Annotated in this window: 1 protein-coding gene; it reads right to left on the bottom strand. The window is 66.4% G+C overall.

The genetic code is table 11. The annotated features are described in order from the left end of the window. Positions 1–282: 282 nt before the first annotated feature. The coding region (locus Q3A80_RS31825; RefSeq protein WP_446332737.1) for an electron transfer flavoprotein subunit alpha/FixB family protein at positions 283–1,171 on the bottom strand (889 nt) is incomplete at its 5' end.

Below are 1,171 nucleotides of genomic sequence, written 5' to 3'. Positions count from 1 at the left end.
TCGGGCGCCTTTCTCGTTTCGGCGAGTGAAAGTGCGAGTCCGAGTGCGAGCGGCGACTCGGCACGTGGCTTCAGCCAACCTGCGCAGGCCCTCGTCGCACGTCGAGCGAATCGACGCTGCCCATCGCGCGTGCGCGACTCTCCGTTCCACAGGGCACCACCGTACGCTCGCAGTCCTTCCCGGACAACGACGACCGCTCGTCTCGAGCGATGACACAACAAAAAAAGGGGCGCTCATCGCGCCCCTCGTGCTGCATGCTTACCGCCGAAGCGTCACGCCGTATCAGCCAAGCTCGTTCACGAGTTCCGGCACGAGCGCGAACAGATCGCCGACGAGGCCATAGTCGGCCACGCTGAAGATCGGCGCTTCCGGATCCTTGTTGATCGCGACGATCACCTTCGAATCCTTCATGCCGGCCAGGTGCTGGATCGCGCCCGAGATGCCGACCGCGATGTACAGCTGCGGCGCGACGATCTTGCCGGTCTGGCCGACCTGATAGTCGTTCGGCACGTAGCCGGCGTCGACTGCCGCGCGCGATGCGCCCAGCGCCGCCGACAGCTTGTCCGCCAGCGGCTCCAGCACCAACGCGAAGTTCTCGCCGCTGCCCAGACCGCGGCCACCCGACACGATGATGCTCGCGCTGGTCAGTTCCGGACGGTCCAGCTTCGTCACTTCACGGCTCACGAACTGCGACTTGCCTGCGTCTGCCGCCGCTTCGATCTTGTCGACCGACGCGCTGCCGCCTTCGGCTGCAACCGGATCGAAACCCGTCGCACGCACCGTGATCACCTTGATCGGGTCGCTCGACTGCACCGTCGCGATCGCGTTGCCTGCGTAGATCGGGCGCTCGAACGTATCGGCCGAATCGACCGCCGTGATGTCCGAGATCTGCGCGACGTCCAGCTTCGCGGCGATACGCGGTGCGATGTTCTTGCCGTAGGCCGTCGCCGGCGCGAGGATGTGCGAGTAGTCCTTCGCGATGTTCAGCGCGGTCGCCTCGACGTTTTCCGCGAGGCCTTCGGCCAGTTGCGGCGCGTCGGCGAGCAGCACCTTCGAAACACCTGCGATCTTTGCTGCCGCGTCGGCCGCCGCTTGCGCGTTGTGGCCCGCCACCAGCACGTGGATGTCACCGCCGATCTTCGCCGCCGCCGCCACCGTGTTCAGCGTCGCC

It is taken from the genome of Burkholderia sp. SR8 (assembly GCF_052851275.1).
This window is presented reverse-complemented; position numbering and strand designations above follow the sequence as displayed.